Below are 14,939 nucleotides of genomic sequence, written 5' to 3' on the forward strand. Positions count from 1 at the left end.
ATCCGCCGCTCAATGGACCTTCTACTTCAAGGATGAAAGAAGATGAATGCCGCTCTACAACCCTTTGGCGAAACTTTCGCCCAAAGACAGCTACGCGTTCGACTCGAGCACAGCCTCGACCAGAAAAAACTCTTCGCTGCTATTGATGCAGATCCCGAACTTGTCGGCGCCGGTGTTGTTTATATCGATGCCAACTACACCATTGTTACCCTTCGGGAATTTCAGCCGCTCTGCCGCATTGAACCGATAAAGATAATTTTGCGTGAGCCACGCCAGCCAACCTCGTCCATCCAACACGCTCAGGACCTTTCCTCAACACCGAGAGAAAGCCAAATGTTGGCTGAAGTGCTGGGTGCCTCTCTTTCATGTGGCGCTGCTCTGCTAAGTTGGGTGGTTATTGTCGGAAGTACCGGTGCAATCCCTCTGACCGGTGGAGCCAGTTCAGCGCTCACAGCCCTCTCCTACTCTGCATTTGCAGCAAGCTCACTGCAGTGCATGAATGGTCTCGCGCGGGTGGGAATAGAAGCCCGTAATCCTGAATTCAAGGACCAAATCGATTCAGAGGAATGGTATAACACCGCGACAACAAGTCTTGATGTTATATCTCTTGGAGGCGCCGCGGCAGCTGGGTTTGTGACGGTGCGGATGGTTAAGACTTTGCATGCACAGGGGGTGACTATCCGAGAAGCCCTGGAAGGTCTCAGCCGCCGTCAAAGAACACGGCTAACCGAAGAAATCGTGCGCATGAATAAGCCGGGCATTTCTAACAAGATGCTCAAGTTCCTTAAGCGAAATGGAACGGTACCCAAGCGCTATACCAAAACTCAAATTTCTCATGCCACAAAGCGACAGTTAAAAGATGCATTGGGTGCGTTCTTTAGCTTCTCGGGAAGCGCCTCCAATGGAGTGGTACGCACTCTTGCTATCGGTATTTACGAGGAAGTTCAATGAGGCGTGATGCGAAAGAGGCAGCCGACGTTCAGGATATCAGTTTATATCCCCCCGGGATGGGAGCATTTTTGCTGGCTACTTTTTGCATGCTGGCTACGCATACTTGCCTGCTTTTATCTGTTTACGCCCTCTATGTTCAGCCGATTCCCAATCACGAGGAATCGGCTGGGTTAATTCTCGCAGTAGGCGCACTCAGCGCTTTTTTGGTGATCCACCCGAGCTTTCTCCTGACACGCGCGAAACCTCGAAGCCTTCGTTTTCTAAGTGCGTTGAGCACCATCTACGCACTGTTTCTTCTCTTGGTTAGTATGTGGTCTCTTTATGTCGCCGATCCTTTGATTTACATTGCCGGAATTGGCCTGACAACAGCTACAGTTTGCAGATTTATTTACAGGAGTAGCAGAATTCGCTTTTTTTCTGAGCACTATGTGCGGTTGTGGGGTCTACTTAAAGAATCTAATAGAAAAGACACCCACAACAAAACCCCGGAGAAACATTAATTGGATACCCACACCAAAACCCCCTACAATTCTTGCGTTTGGCGAGGGTGTCCGCGCTAGCATTTCTCTGCAGCCTTATTAAGTTGCAATAATTCAATGCAGATATGAATATGCCATTATTGATTTGGTTATTTTTAGTCATCTCTACAGCCTCCTTATTTTGTTTTTATATATCTCCGTATCGTAAAGGCAATCCAAGCAAGATACGTACAATAACTGCTATTACCTGGATAATATTCCGGCGAGTGGTAAGTTTCATAGCCGCTGCTTTCGGTATTTTTTTCCTCTATATTCTTTGGGATAGCTCCGGATCAATATCAGATAAAATATTTGGAGGCGTATTAATTATTATTATTTCAATATTTTTTATCTACATTGGTATTGTCGGACAAGGTTGGAATCAATATGACATCGCAGATGACTTGAGTTTTTATAAAAAAATAAAAAAGAAATATAATATTCGTTGGTGACTGAAAATTAACAAGTGACAGTGGTGTCAATTCCATAAATTAATCCATATTTTCACGCCACGGTTCCTGGTTTTCAACCATGGTATTGAGCACCACAATCACCTTTCTCATGCAGGCAATCAGAGCGACTTTTGGGATCTTGCTCTAGGCTTCCAGGTGTTCGTAGAATCGTTTAAAAACCGGGTTGCACCGAATGGATGAGAGCATGGCCATGAACATCACCGTGACGCCCTTTCCGTTCCGCCTACGGCTTCACTACAAGGGCGCACGTGCTGCGGGCGTTATGCAAAGGCGTTCGCCTTTACGTACGTACATAAAAGCGTACACTGAGTTAAAAGTTAAACACGCAAGAGGTGCGTTATGACGGGAATCACAGCAACTGAGGCGCGCAGCAACCTTTATCGGTTAATCGACGAGACCGCTGAGTCCCACCAACCAATCGTCATTACGGGTAAGCGGAACAAGGCGGTTTTGGTATCCGAGGAAGATTGGTCGGCAATTCAGGAAACACTCTTCCTGCTCTCCGTTCCGGGTATGCGTGAGTCTATTCGTGAGGGGATGGACACCCCCGTGGATGAGTGCGATGAGGAGTTGGACTGGTGACATGGAAGTTGGTTTACACTAAGCAAGCCCAAAAAGATGCAAAGAAACTGGCCTCCAGCGGCCTCAAACCAAAAGCCCAGGAACCATTAGCGCTGATAGCGGAAGACCCATACCGCAGGCCGCCACCGTTTGAGAAGCTAATTGGTGATCTTGCGGGAGCCTATTCGCGCCGTATCAATATTCTGCATCGCCTGGTCTACCAAGTGCTCGAAGACGAGCGAGTGGTGAAAGTTCTCAGGCTTTGGAGCCACTACGAATAATGCATAACCAGTTTGCCTGTGCACAGTGGTTGCTGTCGGCAAAAATACATTTGAGTATGGGATTACTTACACTTTCTCAAACTGTCGTCATTCATAACCGGACCTTGTTCAGGGCTGGCTTTCGCGTCAGATAATTTTACAATTTAGTCCCATTTGAGAAACTTCAATCAAAGTAAAAAACGCGTCGGTAAGATAGCCGGTTCTTCTCGCAATTCTGTCCCACACCAGTTGCACTGGCATGGATGGCGGCAAGCCCTGTCAGCAAAGACGCGAGCGTCCCCTGCCCCTCCAACATTTCGCAAGGCGAGGCCAGATGACCCCAAAGGAGAAAGGTACCATGACTGATATCTCCGGTAACAAGCGTGAGCGCTACGAGGACAACCTTCACGGTGAGATCGACAGCGCCAGCCTTTACCATGCCCTGGCGGAGGCAGAAACCGACGAACGCCTGGCCGAGGTCTATCGTAGGCTGGCTGCAGTTGAAGAGAGCCACGCCGAGTACTGGAAAAAGCAGCTCACCCGGCTTGGTGCGCGTATCCCCACCCTTAAGCCCGGTTTTCGGGCCCGTGGTCTGGCATTCCTGGCACAACGTTTTGGCCCTGGCTTCGTACTCCCGGTGGTCAATACCCTTGAGCAGGTCGATAGCGGTGCCTACGACCAGCAGGCTGAAGCCGTTGCAGCTGGGTTACCACAGGAAGAACGTAGCCACGCCAGGATTCTCTCGGCCATCACCAGTACCAGCGAAGGCCTGCCTGGCACCAGTATTGCCCGTATCGAGGGTCGCCATCGTGCGATGGGCGGTAACAGCCTTCGCGCTGCGGTGCTGGGTGCCAATGATGGTCTGGTGTCTAATCTGTCATTGGTGATGGGGGTAGCAGGTGCCAATGTGGCGAGCGGTTCCATTCTGCTGACCGGCCTTGCAGGCCTGGTTGCCGGGGCCTGCTCGATGGCTATGGGAGAATGGCTGTCAGTAAATTCCTCCCGCGAGCTGTATCAGAAGCAGATCGCGACAGAAGCAATGGAGCTCCAGGAGGTTCCGGACGAGGAACGGGAAGAATTGGAGCTGATCTATGAGGCGAAAGGGCTGCCTGCAGAGCAGGCAAAAGCATTGGCCGCTCGACTGCTCGCCGACAAGGCGACGGCACTCGATACCCTGGTACGTGAAGAATTGGGGATAGATCCCCAGGATCTCGGGGGTTCTGCCTGGGGTGCCGCCGGAGCTTCGTTCCTGCTGTTCACCTTCGGCGCTATCTTTCCTGTGGTCGGATACTTTTTTCTGTCCGGCAACGCCGCCTTGTGGACGAGTCTGGGCCTGAGCGGGCTTGCGTTGATGGCCATAGGTGCAGGCACATCCCTGTTCACCGGTCGTGGTGTGGTTTTCTCCGCCCTGCGCCAACTGCTGTTCGGTCTCTCAGCGGCGGGCGTCACCTATGGTATTGGAGCCCTGGTGGGAGTGGGCCTCAGTGGCTGAATCAGCGAGTGGTTGCTGTAGCCTCGAGGGTATTTTCAGTTGTGCCTGCAAGCTCCCATTCTCGCGCTTGAAGCAAAGCCTTTGCTGCATCCATGGCACTCGCCAGCGAACCATTCAGAATAATCGGCTTCAACTCAGGATAAGCTGCCAGTTGCAGGCTGGCAGTTTCTGCAATGATACATGTGCCCAAGGCACAAGAAATCTTTACGGCTGACGGTTCATTGCAGGCCCAAGAGGATCAGGACTCCTGGTTCGATTATTTTGGCCGAACACTCAACCAATTAATGTGGTGGGCTCAGGCAACGAAGGAATATCGAGCGCAGTTTGATCCGCATAAGCTGGTAAGGGATTTCAAGAAGGATCCATCCGAACGCAACGCGCCTTAGTGTGTTTAACACCGAGCCCCGGCGATTTTTACCTATTTGCCCAAATGACCACTACACCCGCACGGTGAACCAAGGTTCGCCCTCGTTCATTAAACTCAGGTGGTTAAGAGTGCACCCCATACTGTGATCAGCAACAATATCGCCAATAGCTTATTGAAACAGGCTTCCCGCTTGGAAAAGCCTTCCATCCCCTTTGCCGACTGACCCAGCCAACTCCAACAAAGCTGACAAGGTGCTGCAATCAGGAAGAAAATCAGGGCAAGCCAGGAGGTATGCTGTAGATCGTCGGCCCCGGGCAGGGCAAAAATTGAAATGCTCGATAGCGCCATGCTGATCGATGCGCCAACGATAAATGGTAACGCCGCCATTGCGCCCTGCCGGGTTCCTATTGCCAGTGAAATCAGGTTGCTGGGCCCTGGAGTGATTGAGGCGATAAACGCGAACAGGGAAAAACTCAAGTAGGTGCTCAACATAATTATTGCTCCGGCAGCGTTGCTAATAAGCCTAAAGTTCCAGGTACGGCCCGCAGCAGATGTTTTCCCACTGACCCACTTCGGCATCACCGTCAATATTCTAAGTTGATCGCCAGGAATGTCCTTGCTATAAAAACCATGAAATTGGGATTTTATAGAAGGAACCACTAATTTTGACAAACTTAGAGAAAGAAAAGACTCCATAGGGGTTAGACAAGACCGATATAGAGTTACTGAAACATTTGCAGGTGAACGGCCGCATCAGCAATGCCAGTCTGTCGGAAAAGATCAATCTGAGTGAAACGCCTTGCTGGCGTCGTTGGAAAAAACTGGAGGAAAACGGTTATATAGAAGAATACAGAGCTGTTCTCAGTCGCAGCAAGATGGGCTTTAGCGCTACGGCGTTTACTCAAGTGACGTTCTCCAGTCATGATGTCGATCTGACCGATGAATTTGAAGCGATCGTAAACGAACTGGACTGGGTTCAGACTTGCCACTGCATAACGGGGAGCGTGGATTACCTCTTGCAGATGGTGTTCAGGGACCTGGATGAGTTTTCTGAGCGCATCAACATTATCCGGCGCATCCGTGGAGTAAATGCGATTCAGACCCATATCTCTGTTAAGGAAATCAAGACAAGTACCAGCTTGCCAATCGGTTGACCGGGCTAGATTAATGGGTACCGAAATTTATAGAAATCAGTTATCCGGATTCTTCCAACTCTGGGTGGACCTAATATGGGGTCAGGGTCACACTGGTCAGGATCTCAGCTTTGATGTGCCAGTGATCGACTTTGGCAACTTTGAGGATTTTGACGAATCGCCGGATGCGGGCCTCAACTTTACCCACACGGCAGAAATTATCCATACAAGCGCATGTTGTCGGACTTGGACTTCACCCGAATAGTGATACTATAGTATCACTATCAATTTGGATCAGGGTGAGCCCATGAAAGTTGAGCTTGTTACAAACCTTAAGCGCCAAGCTACAAAAATCCTGGCAGACCTGCATCTGTCTAAAGAGCCGGTACTGATCACTGAACATGGCAAGCCATCGGCTTATCTTGTTGATGTGCAGGATTACGAGTTCATGCAGCGCCGGCTTGAACTGCTCGAAGAGCTCTCACGAGGAGAGCGTGCTGTACTTGAGGGAAGAACGTACAGTCAAAGTGAGGCCAGGGAGAAAATGGGTAAATGGCTGAAGTAATCTGGACGGAGCCCGCCCTTCAAGAGTTGGATGCCATCGCTGAGTACATTGCTCTGGATAATCCTGCCGCCGCAAGCCGCCTGGTAGAAGAGATTTTCGATAACACCGATCGCCTGGAAGATTTTCCTCAATCCGGGCGAATTCCTCCAGAGCTTCCTGATTCAGTATACAGAGAAGTAGTTGTTCCACCCTGCCGCATTTTTTATCGTGAGGATGAGAAGCGGGTTTTTATCCTCTATGTCATGCGAGAGGAAAGGCAGCTTCGTGCGTACATGCTTGGGAGCAGCTAACCAGGCGCGGCAATCGGGTGCCTCTGTCCCCGCTACGCGGCCGTATTATCAGTCTATGCGCCTTTACACCCTGCCAGGCCACATCATGAGCCTCTGGGTGCAGGTCACATGTCACTGATCACGCCATATTAATGGATACCCAACTTGAAAAAGCCACTTGTATATTTCATTAGCCTGATAGCCTCAGGAATCGCCTGCCTGTTATCGGGTATTTATTACGCCGTGAAATGCCAGTGGGGGTGCGATTACCTGGCTGCTCCTGCTATCTATCCATATTTTGCATTCTGGATTTTTTTATTCTTTCACTCTATCTTTTAGCCAGGCTCATCATGCTGATTTTATTCAGAAAATAGGATTCTGGAATCCGCTCACACGGGAGCTCTTTCCAGGCGTACTAATCCAAGCAAGAATGTAATACCGATGATCATGATGCCTGCTGAAAAGTATAACCCAAGGTTATAGCTAGCAAACGCTTCGGCAAGATAACCGGTAAAGACAGGGGCGATTATCTGAGCCGCACCATAGGCCAGTGTCATTACGCCCATAAATCGGGCTGGATTGCTTGGGAAGAACTTTCCAGCCATGGTGAGCACCAGGCTGACACAGGCAATAAAGGTCCCACCAAATAGCAGTGCACTTAACAATAACGCCATCAAGGTATCGTTAATGGCAGGCAGAATAATGCCAACCACCTGTAGAACATAAGCTGCCAGGAGCGCATAGAGATAGCCGGTTTTTCTCGCAATTCTGTCCCACACCAGGGTCGCTGGCATAGCGGCAAGCCCGATCAGCAAAAACGCCAGTGTCCCCTGCCCCTCCAGCCCTTTTGTTCGTTCTACAATGTCCACAATGAAGGTGGAGCTGACAGCGTATCCGTAACCCGCACAAAAATAGGCAAGCATCATAAGCGTGGTAAACACCCGGCCTGGGGGATTATCTTTTGTGGCCGTTGCGTCCTGCCCATCCACCAGCGGGTGAGGAATCCATAACCATGCGGGAATAGCGACAATGGCGGCCATCACGGCCAGCGACAGCCACTGCTGCTGCCAGTTGGCCGACAGGGTCAGCATTACTTCCACTAAAACGGATGTGGCTATGATGCTCACACCGATACCGGCGAAATGAATACCTAACTCAGCGCGATGATCATTCTTCACAAGCCATTTCAGAATCAGGCCAGAGGCAATGATAAGGCCCCCGGAAGCACAAACCCCGGCTATGAATCGCAATACAGCCCAGGCAACAACATCCGTTGTCATCACCATGGCTGCTGAAGTGCCAATGCTTAACAGAAGATAAGCCCGGTGCAGATTGTATTTGTAGCTGAGGTTGTGCAGCCGGGACGCAAGCAGCACCCCGGCCATGTACCCCATAAAATTAGTGGTCGCCAGCCAGCCGCCACCTACTTCGGTGAGGCCTGCTCCGCTTTGCATGATGGGTAGTAAAAGGCTGTAGGAAAGACGGGCTACGCCAACGGTTACGATCAGGCTACAGATTCCGGCCAGATAGACTCGAGTCCGAGTAAGCTCCATTAACATTCCCACCATATTGTTATTAAACGATTTTCAGCAAAGATTACTCCAGTCTGATAATCTTAAAAATTGAATTATCCAGAACATTTAATTCTTTTTAAGAGAACTATATGGAAATCGTGGCATTGAAGACCTTTAAAACCCTGGTTGATGAAGGTGGCATCAAGGGCGCAGCAGACAAGCTTCATACGGTTCAGTCGAACATCACCAACCGGATTAAAAAGCTGGAAAGTGAGCTGGATACCAGGCTCTTCACTCTGGCAGGCAGAAAACTGCAGCTAACCCCCAGCGGGCAACAACTCTACAAGTATGCGGATGAGATTCTGGAGCTGGAGCACCAGGCCAAATCCGCCATTTTGCGTGATAAAGGCAACTATGAGTTGAGGGTTGGAATGCCCGAAACCTTTGCCGCAGTTCACATGCCTTTAGCACTCAAACAGCTCAAACGGGATTACCCTAATATCCAGACCAGGATCTTTACGGATACCAGCGACAGGCTCGTAGGTGCCGTGTTGAACAACAAGGTAGACTGCGCCGCCATAGGCAATGCCCCCGCCCATGAAAAGCTTTGTGTTATTCCTATTGTGAATGAAGAGCTGGTTATGGTGACCCCTGCGGAAAGCCACTATGACCCTGTGCTGTTTGTACGTGACGAAGGATGCGGTTACAGGAACCATGCGCTTATATGGCAGCAAAAAGCAGGGCGCGGTAGCGATGAACTCATGATCATGAGTAGTGCGGATGGGGTTTTGGGCTGCATATCTGCAGGTTTGGGTTACACCATTATTGGCAAAAACATGGTGATCGGCAGCCGGTATGAAAAGTCCCTGGCAATGACGCCCGTCACCCATGGCCCAAAACATGTTCAGCTATCCATCGTTTACCGCAAAGGCAGCCCCCTGGAAGCGGGCACGCTGGCACTTGCGGACATTTTTACAAATAAAAATACACAATAGCTTCGTGAGACACTGGCGGGCCAGCCATTACATTCACCTGGCACACAGCATTGAAAAACCAGCCAGGACTATAGATTTCCCAGCTCTTTAAGTACCATGCTCTGCTGAGTTTTATTGGGGTATGCAGATGAAAAACTGGCTGTTTCTTGGTGTTGCAATTGCTTCTGAAGTGGTGGCAACTTCCAGCATGAAAGCAAGTGCAGGTTTTACAAAATTCTGGCCCAGTGTGGTCGTGATTTTGGGGTACGTCATTGCCTTCTATTTTCTTTCTCTCACCCTGAAGGTGATTCCTGTCGGGATTGCTTATGCAACCTGGGCTGGTTTGGGAATCGTACTGATTTCTGTAGCAGGCTGGCTGGTTTTTGGTCAGAAACTGGATTTTGCCAGTATTATTGGCATGGCCCTTATCATTGCCGGTGTAGTGGTTATCAATGTCTTTTCCAAAGTCAGTGTGCATTAGGCAGTCAACAGACGGCTGCACAATAAAATTGTCTGGCGCTGGAGATCACACAACAAGGAACTCAGATGAGCCTGAAACGCCACTTTGAATTGCTGGCTGCCTACAACCAGTGGATGAACGTAAAGGTATATGAGGCGGCCGGTCGCCTCACACCAGAAGAACTGGAAAAGGATCGCGGCGCCTTCTTCAGCTCGATTCTGGGCACCCTCAACCATGTCATCGTTGGAGATACCATCTGGCTCAAGCGGTTTGCCACACACCCGCCCTGCTTTGCCTCACTGCGTGATGTAGCCAGTCTCCCGAACCCCTCCAGTCTCGACCAGATTGTTTTCAGTAAATTCGCCAGCCTGTCGGAACACAGGTTCTGGCTGGATCAGCAGATTATTAACTGGGCAGGCAAGCTGTCTGACAGTGATCTGGATTCTGTCCTTAGCTACACAAGCACCAAAGGTGTGCCTTCCAGCAAACGATTCTCAAGCCTGGTTACTCATTTTTTTAACCACCAGACACATCACCGGGGCCAGGCTTCCACTCTGCTTTCACAGGCGGGTCTGGAGATTGGCATTACCGACCTTTTGGTTCTGATCCCCGAAGAGGCCGGTGTATAAACTGCTCTGCCCCGGTATGCTAGTATCCTTAAAAACCAAGGAGATAAACGATGTCCCGCATATTTGAAGACAACTCTCAGTCCATTGGCAACACGCCGCTGGTCAGGCTGAACCGTGTTAACGATGGCGCTGCTATCTGGGCCAAAATTGAGGGTCGTAACCCGGCCTACTCGGTGAAGTGCCGCATTGGTGCTGCCATGATCTGGGACGCCGAGAAGCGGGGCGTGCTTAAGCCGGGGATGACCATCATCGAACCCACCAGCGGCAATACAGGCATAGCCCTGGCATTTGTTGCTGCGGCCAGAGGCTACAAGATCACTCTTACCATGCCGGCATCCATGAGTCTGGAGCGCCGCAAGGTATTGAAAGCACTGGGCGCGGACCTGCTGCTGACAGAGCCCGCCAAAGGCATGCCCGGCGCAATTGCCAAAGCGGAAGAACTGGCTGCCGCCGAGCCCGAAAAGTACTTTCTGCCACAACAGTTCAACAACCCTGCCAACCCGCAGATCCACGAAGACACCACCGGCCCTGAAATCTGGAAGGATACCGATGGCGCAGTGGATGTTTTTGTCGCCGGTGTAGGTACGGGCGGCACCCTGACCGGTGTGTCACGCTATATCAAGAACACCCAGGGCAAGGCCATCACCACCGTAGCCGTTGAGCCGACTGATTCGCCCATCATCACCCAGGTACGTAATGGCGAAGATCCAAAGCCTGCCCCCCATAAAATACAGGGTATCGGCGCGGGCTTTGTACCCAAAAACCTCGATATGAGTCTGGTTGATCAGGTGGAGACAGTATCCAACGAAGATGCCATGGCTATGGCACATCGTCTGATGCGGGAAGAAGGTATTCTCTGCGGGATTTCCTGTGGCGCAGCAGTAGTTGCCGCAATCCGGGTCAGCCAGCAACCCGAACACAAAGGCAAAAACATTGTGGTGATCCTGCCGGATTCTGCAGAGCGCTACCTGTCCACTGCCCTGTTTGCCGACCAGTTTGGCGATACGGAAAACGTGCAGTAAAGATGCCCGGCGCTGGGTGGCGAGTTACATGCTTGTCAGCAGCGCAGTTATTTCTCGGGTTTCCAGAATGCGAATAAGGAAGTAGCAGGCAGGTAAAGCATGAGGCCCGGAGCGCCTGCTCCGGGCCAGATCAGAATTACTGGCGATCGCTAAGTTTGTAATCAGCCGGCAAATTGAAGACGCTGTCGTGTACAAGCTCTTCAGCAATTGAGTTCACTTCGTAAATGTAGCGAACCTTTGGCTTTTTCTGCCATTCGGCGATCAGTTCTTCTTTCTTCTCGTTCACCATATTATCGAGCAGGTTGCCAGCAGCGCTTTTTAACCCGTCGAGGCCCTTGGTCAGATCAATGTCAGTGGACTTGGCTTCTTTAACTTTCGGGCAGGCTTCATTGCGCTGGAACCACTCCATTTTTATGGAGAGCGGATACCCTTCAATTATGCCCAGCTCACTGGCCCAGGAGTTGTATGCTGTCTCATCCGTTTTTTCAATGTCACCTACAAAGGAGCCTATAGCCTTGAATCCGTCACGGCCAAGCAAGCGTACCAGGATGTTGTCGTCGCCTACGGCATCCAGATAGTTATCCATTGCTTCGGAATGAACGCGCCAGGCCTGGCTCATTTCCTGTGTTGGGGGCGCAGTCCAGAATACAAACTGGAGCAGGTTCACATCAGCCCGGCCCTGTTCATCCTCCATTTTTGTCTGCCAGCTGACAACGTATTCGCTCGCATCGAGCCCGCCAAAGCGGCGAGTGTTTCCGGTATCCTCAACACTGAACTCATTCTGAGCCAGAGTAACCGCGCACTCCCGGTCCTCGTAGGTTTCGTACTCTTCTTCCTCTTCGCCACGGCTCTCTTCAGTTAAGAACAATGGTGAAACCACGCATCCGGCGAGAGGACATTCCCGATAGGATTCGTCGTCATTGTCGAGAAGCCAGAGCAGATTGCGATCAATGCGGAAAATATCGCTGGTATCAGAGTTTGCAAAGCGCATCAGAAAATTATCGAATTCGTTGATGTTATCGATGCGACGCATATCCGAACGGGTATAAACCGTCTGCTTGCCCGACACATCCGGCACAAAACCACCATTGAATGCGAAGGTCGCATGAACAACGGAAGTGGGGTTTTTCGGGGTGGTATCTTGCGGTGCGTTACTTGCACAGCCTGCGAGAAGAGCAAAGCTGGAGACGGCAATCAGACTGCGCGTATGGGCATACAGCATAAAATTTCCTTGGTGATAGGCTAATCCATGAAGGCGATGTTTATACCCGATCGACCACTACTGAGCAAGACTGAGGGAGGCCGGAACAGGCCGGTGGAGACTGCAGCACGGCTTCCGCCTTTCCCATACAATGAACTCTCAGAAAATCAATCAACATATACGTCGCACATATATACAAGTATATTTACTTTACTCTTATAATCACCCCTTAATTAAACATTAATATTACCGTGGCACCTGCCTTGCATTAAATGCCGCAAAAAACCAGGAACACTTAAAAGCAACACTCATACCAAAAAACAAAAACACAATTAAATACTTATCATTAGATGACTTAATTTACCGCCACGAGAGCACTTACAAAATTAGTACTTATTAAATACTTTCCTTCCTGAAAAATTTAAAATAGGATTCAGATTATACAGTCGGGTGCAACATGCAGTGGGTCGCCAGATTCCGTTTGGACACCGATGGATATTTGAAATAAATATCTTTCCCCACTCTGCATGTGCACGGAACCAAGGAGGTTCAACCCATGGCTGTCTCCGTTAGTTATCCCGGTGTTTACGTTCAGGAATTACCCAGTGGCAGTCGCGCTATTGTTGGTGTGCCAACATCCGTTGCCGCTTTCGTTGGCTATACATCCAGGGGCCGCGACAATACCTCCACACGCATTTTCAATTTTGGCGATTTCGAACGCTTATTTGGTGGCATTACACAAGACAGCCTGGTGTCCCATCAGGTTAAACATTTCTTTGATAACGGTGGTGGCCAGGCTGTTATCGTGCGGGTACCTAAATCTGATAGCCTGCCTGCTGCCATCGAACTGCTCGATGGCACTGCTGGTGGCGGTGCCGACGATATTGCCTTCACGCTAACCGCCAATAGTAATGGTTACTGGGGCAATTTTGTTGTTGCCTCGGTCGACTACAACGGCGTCAGCGACGACGACTCGTTCAACCTCACCATTACTGATCTCGCATCAGGCACCTCGGAATCCTTTGCCAACCTGTCTGTCAGCCCCGGCTCGCCGAGATTTGTTCAGGTGGTAGTGAATGATCCCGCCAGCGGGTCGGACATTGTTACTGCAAACGTTCCCGCTACGAATGCCGGCGGGCGGCCAAGTCAGACCGGGATTATTGGCGGCGACTTCTCGCTTACCAACGGCCAGATCACAACTATTTCCAATGCTGCAAATATTGATATCACTGTTTCCGCCAGCCGGCCGAGTGGTTTGATCAGCTCTGTGCCTGTGCGGCTGCTCGATATCAATGAAACGGTTCCGGGCAGTGTGGTCGGCGTTGCCCGCATGCTGGAGCGAAAAATCTCGAATGCACTCAATGCCAGGTTGCCTGGCGCTGGCGTTAAGGTGATGCCCACCGCCAGCGGATATGGGCTGCGCATTGTTGCCGATTTCGATCCGGCTCTGATTCCGGATGGCGTTGACACCCTGCTCAGCTTCGCTGATGTTTCTGCCGGTGCACTTGCTGCGTTTCATCTCGACACACCCACCAGCAATGTCGCCTATTACTGGGTGGGCCAGGGTTCTGACGAAGCCGCGCAGCAAAATGCCCAGGCAGGCGATGACGGCACCCAGCTACCTCTGACGGCAAACCTCATTGGCAGCCGTGCCGGGTTTACCGGCATCTATGCGCTGGAACGTGCCGATATTTTCAACCTGCTGCTGATTCCGGATGCAACCCGTCCTCAGGTATCAGATCCGAACCAGCTCGATACCGGTTTAGACCCGAATGCGGTCTACACAGAAGCGCTTAATTACTGCGACGAACGGCGTGCGTTTTTGCTGGTGGATCCGCCACCACAGGTGGGTGACCTTGAGGCTGCAGTGGAATGGATTTCAGGTGGCCTGACTGTCTCCGGCGCCAACGCGGCAGCCAACTGGCCACGGGTGCGAGTGCCAGACCCATCCAACGATTTCAAACCCCGTGCTTTCGGCCCTGCTGGCGTGCTGGCTGGTCTGTATGCACGCACCGATGGTGCCCGCGGCTTATGGAAAGCACCTGCAGGAACCGAAGCGCGGCTTCGTAATGTTGTCGAGCCAACCTACAAGCTTACAGATTCTGAAAATGGTGTGCTGAACCCGCTGGGGCTGAACTGCATCCGCTCGTTTCCGATTTACGGCAATGTCAGCTGGGGTTCGCGCACACTGGTTGGTGCCGATGTCATGGCCAGCGACTGGAAATACACTCCGGTCCGACGACTCGCCCTGTATATCGAAGAAAGCCTTTACCGGGGCATTCAATGGGCTGTATTCGAACCCAACGACGAACCTTTGTGGGCGCAGTTGCGCACTTCGGTCGGCGACTTTATGCACAACCTGTTTACCCAGGGCGCATTTCAGGGCAGCTCGGCCCGCAAGGCGTACTTTGTGCGCTGTGATAACACAACCAATACGCAGTTTTATATCGATCGCGGCATAGTCAATGTCGTGGTGGGTTTTGCACCCTTGAAACCGGCGGAGTTTGTGATCCTGTCGATCCAGCAAATCGTTGCTCAGCCCTGAGGAGA

19 protein-coding genes and 1 pseudogene are annotated in these 14,939 nt (G+C 51.1%); 15 read left to right on the forward strand and 5 right to left on the reverse strand.

Features of this window, described 5'->3' with window-relative positions:
• Nucleotides 1-42 precede the first annotated feature (42 nt).
• The 6 genes from CPA50_RS09160 (at nt 43) to CPA50_RS09190 (ending at nt 4,255) form a co-directional block, all read left to right on the forward strand.
• On the forward strand, nt 43-951 hold the full coding sequence (locus tag CPA50_RS09160; protein WP_096782082.1) for a hypothetical protein: 909 nt from the start codon (nt 43-45) through the stop codon (nt 949-951).
• Nucleotides 948-1,451 (forward strand): hypothetical protein, encoded by a 504-nt coding sequence (locus CPA50_RS09165; RefSeq protein WP_096782083.1) that lies wholly within the window; start codon nt 948-950, stop codon nt 1,449-1,451. Before CPA50_RS09160 ends, CPA50_RS09165 begins: the two co-directional genes overlap by 4 nt.
• A 110-nt stretch (nt 1,452-1,561) precedes the next feature.
• Complete coding sequence (locus tag CPA50_RS19335; RefSeq protein WP_143750730.1) at nt 1,562-1,921, forward strand: hypothetical protein; 360 nt, start codon at nt 1,562-1,564, stop codon at nt 1,919-1,921.
• A gap of 360 nt (nt 1,922-2,281) precedes the next feature.
• On the forward strand, nt 2,282-2,524 hold the full coding sequence (locus CPA50_RS09180; RefSeq protein ID WP_096782085.1) for a type II toxin-antitoxin system Phd/YefM family antitoxin: 243 nt from the start codon (nt 2,282-2,284) through the stop codon (nt 2,522-2,524).
• Nucleotides 2,521-2,784, forward strand: coding sequence for a Txe/YoeB family addiction module toxin (locus tag CPA50_RS09185; RefSeq protein ID WP_096782086.1), 264 nt, complete (start codon nt 2,521-2,523; stop codon nt 2,782-2,784). Before CPA50_RS09180 ends, CPA50_RS09185 begins: the two co-directional genes overlap by 4 nt.
• 337 nt (nt 2,785-3,121) lie before the next feature.
• Nucleotides 3,122-4,255, forward strand: a complete 1,134-nt coding sequence (locus CPA50_RS09190; protein WP_096782402.1) for a VIT1/CCC1 transporter family protein — start codon at nt 3,122-3,124, stop codon at nt 4,253-4,255.
• Between the two features lies 1 nt (nt 4,256).
• Here CPA50_RS09190 and CPA50_RS19340 read toward each other — a convergent pair whose 3' ends face one another.
• Together CPA50_RS19340 and CPA50_RS19345 are read right to left on the reverse strand one after the other, a co-directional pair.
• Nucleotides 4,257-4,445, reverse strand: a complete 189-nt coding sequence (locus CPA50_RS19340) for a hypothetical protein (protein WP_179397175.1) — start codon at nt 4,443-4,445, stop codon at nt 4,257-4,259.
• Between the two features lie 291 nt (nt 4,446-4,736).
• Complete coding sequence (locus tag CPA50_RS19345) at nt 4,737-5,318, reverse strand: hypothetical protein (protein WP_143750732.1); 582 nt, start codon at nt 5,316-5,318, stop codon at nt 4,737-4,739.
• A 17-nt stretch (nt 5,319-5,335) separates the two neighbouring features.
• On the opposite strand from CPA50_RS19345, the pseudogene CPA50_RS19790 reads away from it, so the two are divergent.
• Both CPA50_RS19790 and CPA50_RS19795 read left to right on the forward strand, forming a co-directional pair.
• Nucleotides 5,336-5,455 (forward strand): annotated as a pseudogene (locus CPA50_RS19790) (Lrp/AsnC family transcriptional regulator); the annotation flags it as partial.
• Nucleotides 5,456-5,461: 6 nt separating this feature from the next.
• Nucleotides 5,462-5,776, forward strand: coding sequence for an Lrp/AsnC family transcriptional regulator (locus CPA50_RS19795; RefSeq protein WP_413772157.1), 315 nt, complete (start codon nt 5,462-5,464; stop codon nt 5,774-5,776).
• 70 nt (nt 5,777-5,846) lie between these two features.
• Here CPA50_RS19795 and CPA50_RS19800 read toward each other — a convergent pair whose 3' ends face one another.
• Nucleotides 5,847-5,981 (reverse strand): hypothetical protein, encoded by a 135-nt coding sequence (locus CPA50_RS19800; RefSeq protein ID WP_264753983.1) that lies wholly within the window; start codon nt 5,979-5,981, stop codon nt 5,847-5,849.
• Nucleotides 5,982-6,062: 81 nt separating this feature from the next.
• Here CPA50_RS19800 and CPA50_RS09210 point away from each other — a divergent pair, with 81 nt between their 5' ends.
• Nucleotides 6,063-6,320: a type II toxin-antitoxin system Phd/YefM family antitoxin gene (locus CPA50_RS09210; protein WP_096782089.1), complete on the forward strand. Its 258-nt coding sequence runs from the start codon at nt 6,063-6,065 to the stop codon at nt 6,318-6,320.
• Nucleotides 6,308-6,610, forward strand: coding sequence for a type II toxin-antitoxin system RelE/ParE family toxin (locus CPA50_RS09215; protein ID WP_096782403.1), 303 nt, complete (start codon nt 6,308-6,310; stop codon nt 6,608-6,610). Before CPA50_RS09210 ends, CPA50_RS09215 begins: the two co-directional genes overlap by 13 nt.
• A gap of 368 nt (nt 6,611-6,978) precedes the next feature.
• On the opposite strand, the gene CPA50_RS09220 is transcribed toward CPA50_RS09215, so the two are convergent.
• Nucleotides 6,979-8,142: a YbfB/YjiJ family MFS transporter gene (locus tag CPA50_RS09220; RefSeq protein ID WP_227519538.1), complete on the reverse strand. Its 1,164-nt coding sequence runs from the start codon at nt 8,140-8,142 to the stop codon at nt 6,979-6,981.
• A gap of 110 nt (nt 8,143-8,252) precedes the next feature.
• On the opposite strand from CPA50_RS09220, the gene CPA50_RS09225 reads away from it, so the two are divergent.
• From CPA50_RS09225 to cysK, 4 genes are all read left to right on the forward strand, one after another.
• Nucleotides 8,253-9,098: a LysR family transcriptional regulator gene (locus CPA50_RS09225; RefSeq protein WP_096782090.1), complete on the forward strand. Its 846-nt coding sequence runs from the start codon at nt 8,253-8,255 to the stop codon at nt 9,096-9,098.
• A gap of 127 nt (nt 9,099-9,225) precedes the next feature.
• Nucleotides 9,226-9,558 (forward strand): SMR family transporter, encoded by a 333-nt coding sequence (locus tag CPA50_RS09230; RefSeq protein WP_096782405.1) that lies wholly within the window; start codon nt 9,226-9,228, stop codon nt 9,556-9,558.
• A 65-nt stretch (nt 9,559-9,623) separates the two neighbouring features.
• Nucleotides 9,624-10,166, forward strand: a complete 543-nt coding sequence (locus CPA50_RS09235; protein ID WP_096782091.1) for a DinB family protein — start codon at nt 9,624-9,626, stop codon at nt 10,164-10,166.
• Between the two features lie 50 nt (nt 10,167-10,216).
• Nucleotides 10,217-11,188: a cysteine synthase A gene (gene cysK / locus CPA50_RS09240; protein ID WP_096782092.1), complete on the forward strand. Its 972-nt coding sequence runs from the start codon at nt 10,217-10,219 to the stop codon at nt 11,186-11,188.
• 136 nt (nt 11,189-11,324) lie between these two features.
• On the opposite strand, the gene CPA50_RS09245 is transcribed toward cysK, so the two are convergent.
• Nucleotides 11,325-12,410: a hypothetical protein gene (locus tag CPA50_RS09245; RefSeq protein ID WP_096782093.1), complete on the reverse strand. Its 1,086-nt coding sequence runs from the start codon at nt 12,408-12,410 to the stop codon at nt 11,325-11,327.
• 535 nt (nt 12,411-12,945) lie between these two features.
• Here CPA50_RS09245 and CPA50_RS09250 point away from each other — a divergent pair.
• Entirely contained in the window at nt 12,946-14,934 is a 1,989-nt protein-coding gene (locus CPA50_RS09250; protein ID WP_096782094.1) for a phage tail sheath family protein, read from the forward strand.
• Nucleotides 14,935-14,939: the final 5 nt, after the last annotated feature.

The organism is Marinobacter sp. ANT_B65 (genome assembly GCF_002407605.1).
Lineage (GTDB): Bacteria > Pseudomonadota > Gammaproteobacteria > Pseudomonadales > Oleiphilaceae > Marinobacter.

Bases quoted from the DNA above. Each gene is read 5' to 3' on its own strand.
- CPA50_RS19335 (WP_143750730.1), top strand. From the start codon at position 1,562: ATGCCATTATTGATTTGGTTATTTTTAGTCATCTCTACAGCCTCCTTA.
- CPA50_RS09225 (WP_096782090.1), top strand. From the start codon at position 8,253: ATGGAAATCGTGGCATTGAAGACCTTTAAAACCCTGGTTGATGAAGGT.
- CPA50_RS09160 (WP_096782082.1), top strand. From the start codon at position 43: ATGAATGCCGCTCTACAACCCTTTGGCGAAACTTTCGCCCAAAGACAG.
- CPA50_RS09215 (WP_096782403.1), top strand. From the start codon at position 6,308: ATGGCTGAAGTAATCTGGACGGAGCCCGCCCTTCAAGAGTTGGATGCC.
- CPA50_RS09250 (WP_096782094.1), top strand. From the start codon at position 12,946: ATGGCTGTCTCCGTTAGTTATCCCGGTGTTTACGTTCAGGAATTACCC.
- CPA50_RS09190 (WP_096782402.1), top strand. From the start codon at position 3,122: ATGACTGATATCTCCGGTAACAAGCGTGAGCGCTACGAGGACAACCTT.
- CPA50_RS09210 (WP_096782089.1), top strand. From the start codon at position 6,063: ATGAAAGTTGAGCTTGTTACAAACCTTAAGCGCCAAGCTACAAAAATC.
- CPA50_RS09220 (WP_227519538.1), bottom strand. From the start codon at position 8,142: ATGGAGCTTACTCGGACTCGAGTCTATCTGGCCGGAATCTGTAGCCTG.
- CPA50_RS09245 (WP_096782093.1), bottom strand. From the start codon at position 12,410: ATGCTGTATGCCCATACGCGCAGTCTGATTGCCGTCTCCAGCTTTGCT.
- CPA50_RS09165 (WP_096782083.1), top strand. From the start codon at position 948: ATGAGGCGTGATGCGAAAGAGGCAGCCGACGTTCAGGATATCAGTTTA.
- cysK (WP_096782092.1), top strand. From the start codon at position 10,217: ATGTCCCGCATATTTGAAGACAACTCTCAGTCCATTGGCAACACGCCG.
- CPA50_RS09235 (WP_096782091.1), top strand. From the start codon at position 9,624: ATGAGCCTGAAACGCCACTTTGAATTGCTGGCTGCCTACAACCAGTGG.
- CPA50_RS19345 (WP_143750732.1), bottom strand. From the start codon at position 5,318: ATGGAGTCTTTTCTTTCTCTAAGTTTGTCAAAATTAGTGGTTCCTTCT.
- CPA50_RS09180 (WP_096782085.1), top strand. From the start codon at position 2,282: ATGACGGGAATCACAGCAACTGAGGCGCGCAGCAACCTTTATCGGTTA.
- CPA50_RS09230 (WP_096782405.1), top strand. From the start codon at position 9,226: ATGAAAAACTGGCTGTTTCTTGGTGTTGCAATTGCTTCTGAAGTGGTG.
- CPA50_RS19800 (WP_264753983.1), bottom strand. From the start codon at position 5,981: ATGGATAATTTCTGCCGTGTGGGTAAAGTTGAGGCCCGCATCCGGCGA.